General features: G+C 38.2%; 8 protein-coding genes. 3 read left to right on the forward strand and 5 right to left on the reverse strand.

Annotated elements, in window-relative coordinates; genetic code table 11:
• Nucleotides 1-9: 9 nt before the first annotated feature.
• From EXS92_RS05245 to EXS92_RS05265, 5 genes are all read right to left on the reverse strand, one after another.
• On the reverse strand, nt 10-1254 hold the full coding sequence (locus tag EXS92_RS05245) for an RNA polymerase factor sigma-54 (protein WP_165515776.1): 1245 nt from the start codon (nt 1252-1254) through the stop codon (nt 10-12).
• A gap of 2 nt (nt 1255-1256) precedes the next feature.
• A complete protein-coding gene (lptB, locus tag EXS92_RS05250; protein ID WP_128034175.1) occupies nt 1257-1979 on the reverse strand; it encodes an LPS export ABC transporter ATP-binding protein in 723 nt (240 codons plus the stop codon).
• Nucleotides 1980-2381, reverse strand: a complete 402-nt coding sequence (gene tsaE, locus EXS92_RS05255; RefSeq protein WP_033612944.1) for a tRNA (adenosine(37)-N6)-threonylcarbamoyltransferase complex ATPase subunit type 1 TsaE — start codon at nt 2379-2381, stop codon at nt 1980-1982. It abuts the gene before it with no gap.
• Entirely contained in the window at nt 2378-4141 is a 1764-nt protein-coding gene (locus tag EXS92_RS05260; RefSeq protein ID WP_165515777.1) for a DNA polymerase III subunit gamma/tau, read from the reverse strand. The genes tsaE and EXS92_RS05260 overlap by 4 nt, the downstream gene beginning before the upstream one ends.
• 68 nt (nt 4142-4209) lie before the next feature.
• Nucleotides 4210-4842, reverse strand: coding sequence for a LysE family transporter (locus tag EXS92_RS05265; RefSeq protein ID WP_165515778.1), 633 nt, complete (start codon nt 4840-4842; stop codon nt 4210-4212).
• A gap of 263 nt (nt 4843-5105) precedes the next feature.
• On the opposite strand from EXS92_RS05265, the gene EXS92_RS05270 reads away from it, so the two are divergent.
• From EXS92_RS05270 to sabA, 3 genes are all read left to right on the forward strand, one after another.
• Nucleotides 5106-5528, forward strand: a complete 423-nt coding sequence (locus tag EXS92_RS05270; protein ID WP_001254651.1) for a DUF1104 domain-containing protein — start codon at nt 5106-5108, stop codon at nt 5526-5528.
• Between the two features lie 28 nt (nt 5529-5556).
• The gene (locus EXS92_RS05275) at nt 5557-6015 is read left to right on the forward strand and encodes a sialic acid-binding protein (protein WP_000709583.1); all 459 of its coding nucleotides are present in this window, start codon (nt 5557-5559) and stop codon (nt 6013-6015) included.
• A gap of 320 nt (nt 6016-6335) precedes the next feature.
• On the forward strand, nt 6336-7708 hold a 1373-nt coding region (sabA, locus tag EXS92_RS05280), incomplete at its 3' end, for a Hop family adhesin SabA/HopD (RefSeq protein ID WP_165515779.1).

A 7708-nucleotide genomic window follows, 5' to 3' on the forward strand; every position in this document is an offset into this window, starting at 1 on the left:
TCATGTTTTTCAAGCGCGCATCAAATAGAGCCTTTTCCTCTCGCTTGAAGAAGCGATGTTGAGCAGTTGGCGGTATTTGGTGATCGTTCTTCTTACCATTTTCAAATGGAATTTTTCTTCAATGAGTTCTAAAATCTTAGCGTCGCTCAAAGGCTCTTTTTTATCTTCATTTTTAATCAATTCTAAAAGATAGTCTTTAATCACAGCGTTTGAAGTCTCGCTATTGTCTAAGGCGATGCTAAAGAAATGCTTAATGGGGAAAACCCCCCTTTCGCATGCCAAATATTTATTAGAAATAGCCCTTGAAATCGTGCTTACAGAGTGGTTAAACTCATTGGCTAAATCCAATAATTTTAAAGGGCGTAATTCCTTGCCTTTAAAAAAATCGTATTGATACTCTAAAAGCATCAGACCGATTTTATAAATCGTGGCTTTTCTCAAATTTAACGCGTCAATCAAATCTTTGGCTTCTTTTAGTTTGTCTTTCAAATAATCGCTATCCTTAAAGCGATTTTCTTCTAAACTGATCGTTGGGTAGCTCTCATCGTTCAAACGCACGATGATTTCATTATCCACTTCTAAAATAAAAAGCTCAGGAATGACTTCTATTTCTTTTTCTAAAAATTCAATGGCTGGGGGGTTTTTAAAGGATTTTAAAATCTTTAAAGCCTTTTCATAATAAAAATCTTTAGAAAATTCATGGTGTTTTTCTAAATTTAAAATGATCTTTCGCGCTTCTTCATAAAGCTCGTTATTGTCTAATTCCCTACTCTCTAACTGGAATAAAAAGCTCTCTTTCACGTCTTTAGCGCCAATGCCAGCGGGATTAAGGTAACTAAAACGCTTGCGCACTTTCTCATAAACTTCGCTCTCTACCCCTAAAATTTTAGCCCTTTCTTCAATGTTTTCTTCAAAATACCCTTCGCTATCCAGCCCGCTGATAATATCCATAGCGATTTTTTGAGAGGTTTCAGTAGGAAAGAGGGGGGGAATGATTTGAGCTTCTAAGGTTTCAAAAAGGCTTTTAGATGCGATTATAAAATTTTCTAAATGATCGCTGCTCTTTTTAGCGCTAAAACGATCGCTAAAATTTTTGATGCGTTTGTTTTCAATTTTGATTAAGGGATTATCTAGGGCGTTTTGTTTCAACACTTCTTCTAAATCTTCAAGCTCGCTTTGTAAAATGGGGAGCCACCCTTTTAAGGTAGCGTTTAATTTGTTTTTGGGGCTAAGGTTTGCGCGTAAGATCGCCATGTCTATACCTTAAAATTTTCCCCTAAATAATACTTGCGCACCAAAGCGTTTTCATAAATTTCATTAGCGTTCCCGCTCGCTAAAAGCGTGCCACTTTTAATCACATACGCCCTATGGCACACGCTCAAAGTCTCTCGCACATTGTGATCAGTAATCAACACGCCGATGTTTAATCCAATCAAGCTTTCAATGATTTTTTGAATGTCAATCACCGCAATCGGATCCACGCCCGCAAAAGGCTCATCTAATAATACGAATTTAGGGTTTTTCATTAAAGCCCTAGCGATTTCTACGCGCCTTCTTTCTCCCCCACTCAAGCTCATGCCCTTGCGCTCTCTTATGGCTTGGATATTAAAAGCGTCTAGCAAGTTTTCCATTTTTTCTTCGCTCTCTTTAGAGTTTTTAAAAGTGCTCTCCCCTGCTAGGGCTAGATTCTCTTCCACGCTCAATTCTTTAAAAATACTGGATTCTTGGGGCAAGTAGCCTATGCCTAAATTAGAGCGCTTGTGTAAGGGGTATTTAGCTAAATTCACATCGTTTAAATAAACGCTCCCCCCACTAGGCTCTAAAAGCCCGCATATCATGTAAAAGGTGGTGGTTTTACCCGCCCCATTAGGCCCTAAAAGCCCCACCACTTCGCCGCTTTTCACTTCTAAAGAAACGTCTGAAACGATTTTGGTTTTTTTAATCTGTTTGTTTAAATGCTCTGCTTTTAAAATATCCATTCAAGCGATCCTTATCGTATAAAAACGGCTGGTTGATTCGGTTTTGATTTCCACAACCTTAATAGCTAAATCGTATTTTTTTAAAATTTTTTCTAATTTTTCATCGCCCCATTCCACAAAATGGATTCCCTTTTCTAACAAACACTCCAACATGCCAAGCTCCAAGCAAGCCTCTAAATCGCGCATGTAAAAATCATAATGGAACACGCTCTCGCTATAAGCATGCATCAAGCTAAAGGTGGGCGAAGTCGCTTGAATGTCTAACCCCAAGTGTTTCAAGCACGCTTGAACTAAAGTCGTTTTACCGCTCCCCACAACGCCTTTTAAAAGCACCACCCCCTTAAAATCATCTTTTAAAATTGCAGCCGCCACTTTGTCTAATTCGTCTAAACGCGCTCTCATAACAATTCCACGCTTTTGATTTCAAACTCACTCTTAATCTCTTCAATCAGCTCAGAGTGGTTAGCCATAAATTCTTGCAACGCTGTAGGGACTTCTTTGGGTTGGATTTCTTGAACCTCTTTAGTGTCGTTTTCTTTAGTTTCTTTTTTTTGAACCTCTTTTTCTTTAATTTCTTTTCCAACCGCTTCTTTTTCATTTTCTTTCGTTTCAGCCGTCGTTTCAGTGGTTGGTTGGGGCTTTAAGGGGGGGAATTTAAACTCTTTAGTTTCTTCTGGAGCGTTTTTATTTTCCAAATGATTTTTTAAAGCGATTTTGATACTTTCGCCCTTACCAAAAACCCCATCAACGATACTTTTCACGATTTTAAATCGCTCTCTTAAAAGCTCTTTATCCTTATCAGCGGCTAAAGACTCCCAAGTCAAGGTTTTAGTCTGGCTGTCAAAATCAATGAAACAGATATTTTTTTCAAACACCGCCCCTAATTCGTAGTTGCGCTCATAAACCAATGTTTGAACTTTCTTGAAAAGGTTGTGAAAAATGCGATCTTTAGCTGAAAGCATGGGAGTTTGTGGGGCTTCTGCGTTCTCTCTTTTTTCTAGTTTTTCTCTTTTTTCTGTTCCCTCTATCCTTTCTGCTTGTTCTATTTTTTCTGTGCCTTTAGATTCTTGTTTAGGGGCGTTATAGCTTATGCTAGGGCTTTGATTGAAAGGGGTTTGCTCTAATTCTACAATCGCATCGTCTAGGGCTTTGAGTTTTAAAGCTTCTTTGAATTTCATTTTCAATAACAACAGCACAAAACTGGCATTAGCCCCTTCTTTTAAAAGGCTCAAACTGCTCATAATGATTTTAAAAAAGCGCTCTATTAAAAGAATGGAATAAGTATCAGGGCTTAATAATTTCGCTTTCAAAAAAAGCATCATTTCTTCTAAAACACCCTCGGTTTCATAATTTTCTAAAATGGCATAACGCTCTTGCAATCGTGCTTCATCTTGGTTGATTAGGCTTTGGAAAAAATCTTCTAAAACGCTTCGGTCAATCGCTCCTAACATTGCAGCCACCTTGCTTTCTGTGATAGCGTTATCGCAATAATTGATGGCTTGCTCTAAAAGAGTGATCGTATCCCTCAAACTCCCTTGCCCGCTGTGAGCGAGTTTTTCTAACGCGCTACTTTCATAACTCACCTGTTCTTTTTCTAAAATGGTTTTTAAATGAGAAATAACGGAATTTTCAGGGATTTTTTTAAACCTGAAATGCTGGGTGCGGCTGAGTATGGTAGCGGGCAATTTCAAGGCGTCCGTTGTCGCTAAAAGGAATTTCACATGGCTAGGAGGTTCTTCTAAAGTCTTTAAAAGCGCGTTAAACGCTTCGGTGGTGAACATATGCACTTCATCAATGATAAAGATTTTATAGCGCCCAAAGCTTGGTTTGTAGCGCGTTTGCTCTATGAGATTACGGACATCATCAATCCCCCTATTAGACGCCCCATCCATTTCTATAATATCTATGTGGTGGTTGTTTAAAGCGCTCTGGCATTGGATGCAAGTATCGCAAGGCACGGCTTTTGGCCCTTCTTCACACATCAAAGCCCTAGCAAAAATCCTAGAAGAGCTGGTTTTGCCTGAACCTCTTAATCCGCTGAATAAATAAGCGTTAGCCAAACGCTGGTTGTCTAGGGCTAAAGAAAGCGTTTTAGCCACGCTCTCTTGACCGACTAGCTCGCTAAAATGTTTGGGGCGGTATTTTAACGCTAAAACTTGCATATTGATTGTAATCCTTAAAACTCATTTAGGAGTATTGTAATGCAAAATGACTTAAAACTAGCCCCTTTTTAGGTTTTACTCAATAGCGCTAAAAAATCCCTGAATAAAGTAACGCTAAGCGTTCCCATGATAGCGGTTACAAAGAGATTCACGCCCATAAAGATTTTTTGGTTGTTTAAGAGTTTAGAGCCATAGCGTAAAGATAGGGTGCATAACAATAAAAGCCAAGAAAGGGCAGCCGATAAAGTGCCAGCTAAAAAGACGAATTTTTGCGCTAAATTAAAAGACAAAGCGCTCGCGCCAATCAAAAACACCATTTCCAAATACACTTGAGGGTTGAGTAAAGTAACGCCTAAAGTGAATAATAAGGTCTTTTTTAAGGATAGTTTTTTAGGGGTTTGGACTTGCTTCTTTTTAAAGGTTTGAAAAAGGGTTTTTAAAGCTAAAAAAGCGTAAAATCCGGTAAAAAGCGCCCCAAATAAATTCAAAAACAAACTCAAATAAAGATTTTTCGCAAAATAAGCCCCCACGCCAAACACGCCCATGCTCATCAACACAATATCGCACATAAAACACAGAGCGCAAATCAAAAACACATAATTCCTAGCCATGCCTCGCTCTATAATAAACAAGGATTGCGCCCCCACAGCCGCGCACAAAGAAATCGCTAAACCAAAACCTTCTATAAAAACCACAAACATCTTGCTTAAATCCTTTCACTCAAAATAAGCTAAAACCATAACGCTACCATCAAAAATTCAAAAACGATATTTTAAAATTTTAGGGTTTAAAACGACCTTTATAAATAAAAGTTAAATGATGATACGCAATGATCACACGAAATTTAAAAACCCTATTTTTTACCGCTCTTAGTGGCGTTTGAGAATAAGTTAAAATTAACATGGTAGAATGCCAAAATTTGCTGTCGTCATGCGGCAAAAATTTAGACAACAAGGAATTGGGAATGAGAAGGAGTTTGGCTTTTTGCCTATCAGCTTTGCTTGGATTACAGGTTTTAGGCGCTAGAGACTTTTCGCAACTCAAAGATAAGGAGCTTTTAGAATTAGCAGGCACTCTGCCTTCTAATGAGGCGATTGATTATCGCATGGAAGTGTCTAAACGCCTTAAAGCTTTAAAAGCTGAAGACGCTAAGAAATTCCGCGCGAATTTCAGCCGGATCGCTAGGAAGAATCTTTCCAAAATGAGTGAAGAGGATTTCAAAAAAATGCGTGAAGAAGTGCGTAAAGAATTAGAAGAAAAAACCAAAGGTCTAAGTGCTGAAGAAATTAAGGCAAAAGGGCTTAATGTGAGCGTTTGCAGCGGCGATACGAGAAAAGTTTGGTGTAGGGCTGTTAAGAAAAAAGACGAACATTGCTCTCCTAAGTGAGATAAAATTTAATTTAAAAGGATAAAAAATGAAAAAAGCGTTGAAAATACTTTCTGTTGGTGCGTTGTTATTTGTGGCGTTAAACGCTAAAGATTTCAGCAAAACAAGCGATGAAGATTTGGCTAAAATGGCTGGCGTTGTCGCTCCGCAAGATATTGTGGATTACACAAAAGAGTTAAAAAAGCGCATGGAAAAGATGCCTGAAGACAAGAGAAAGGCGTTCCATAAACAATTGCATGAATATGCGACTAAAAACACAGACAAAATGACCGTGGCGGATTTTGAAGCCCGCCAAAAAGCCATTAAAGAAGCGCTTAAAAAAGGCAATATGGAAGACATGGATGATGATTTTGGGTTGAGATCATGCAAGCATGGGAAAAAGCACAAACACGATAAGCATGGCAAGAAGCATGGCAAAAAACATGACAAAGATCATGACGATAAAGACCATGACCACCATGATGAAGATCACAGCGATAAGCACTAAAGCTTAAACCACACCACTTTTTCTATCAAAGCTTCAAATTCTTTAAGCAGAAATCCTAAACGCTCTGTGGCGTTTGGGGTAAATGCGTTCTGTTAAGCGTTATCAAAATTCTGTTCTCATTAAATATTGCTTATAAGATTCAAAAGATGGTTTCATTATTACAAAAATTAACACTCCAAAGATAAATAGTTAAAAAACACCCAAAAATCTTTTTTTTTTTTTTGAAATCCAATCAATTTATGGTAAAGTTAAACATATTGTAAATAAATTTTCATTTCTATTCATGTTTACAATAAAAACATTACTTTAAGGAACATTTTATGAAAAAACGATTTTTACTCTCTCTCTCTCTCGCTTCATCGCTTTTAAACGCTGAAGACAACGGCTTTTTTGTGAGCGCCGGCTATCAAATCGGCGAAGCGGTGCAAATGGTCAAAAACACCGGTGAATTGAAAAACTTGAACGACAAATACGAACAATTAAGCCAGTATTTAAATCAACTGGCTTCGTTAAAACGAAGCATTCAAACGGCGAACAACATTCAGGCTGTCAACAATGCTTTAAGCGATTTGAAAAGCTTTGCGAGTAACAACCACACAAACAAAGAAACATCGCCCATCTACAACACCACGCAAGCCGTTATCACTTCAGTATTGGCTTTTTGGAGTCTTTATGCGGGGAACGCTCTCAGTTTTTTTGTGAACCATTTGAATGATGGATCTAATGCTCCTCTTGGAAGAATCCATAAAGATGGGAACTGCACAGGATTACAACAATGTTTTATGAGCAAAGAAACTTATGATAAAATGAAAGCGCTTGCCGAAAACCTCCAAAAAGCTCAAGGCAATCTCTGTGCCTTATCAGAATGCTCTAGCAATCAATCAAGTGGAAACAAAACTTCCATGACTACAGCTCTTGAAACCGCGCAACAGCTTATGGATTTAATCGAACAAGCCAAGGTTTCTATGGTGTGGAAAAATATAATCATCGCAGGTGTTTCAAACAGAGCCGGTGGTGCTGGTGCTATCACATCCACTGGTCCTGTAACCGACTATGCGGTGTTTAACAACATCAAGGCGATGCTACCTATCTTGCAACAAGCGCTCAAACTAACTCAGAGCAACCACACCCTATCTACTAACTTGCAAGCTCAAGCTATGGGATCTCAAAAAAATCGTGAATTTGCTAAAGACATTTACGCTTTAGCTCAAAACCAAAAGCAAATCCTTTCTAACGCTTCAAATATATTCAATCTCTTTAATTCCATTCCTAAAGACCAACTTAAGTATTTGGAGAACGCTTACTTGAAAGTGCCGCATTTGGGTAAAACGCCTACTAACCCTTACAGACAGAATGTGAATTTGAATAAAGAAATTAATGCGGTTCAAAACAATGTAGCTAATTATGGCAATCGGATTGATTCGGCTTTAAGCGTGGCTAGAGATGTTTATAATTTAAAATCCAATCAAACAGAAATCGTAACCGCCTATAACAACGCTAAGAATTTGAGCGAAGAGATTTCTAAACTTCCCTATAATAAGGTCAATGTAACAAACATCGTTATGTCGCCTAAAGATTCTACAGCGAATCAACACCAATACCAAATCAACCCAGAGCAGCAATCCAATCTTTCTCAAGCTTTAGCGGCGATGAGCAATAACCCCTTTAAAAAAGTGGGCATGATCAGCTCTCA

This window comes from Helicobacter pylori, assembly GCF_011175115.1.
Classification (GTDB): Bacteria; Campylobacterota; Campylobacteria; order Campylobacterales; family Helicobacteraceae; genus Helicobacter; species Helicobacter pylori_DF.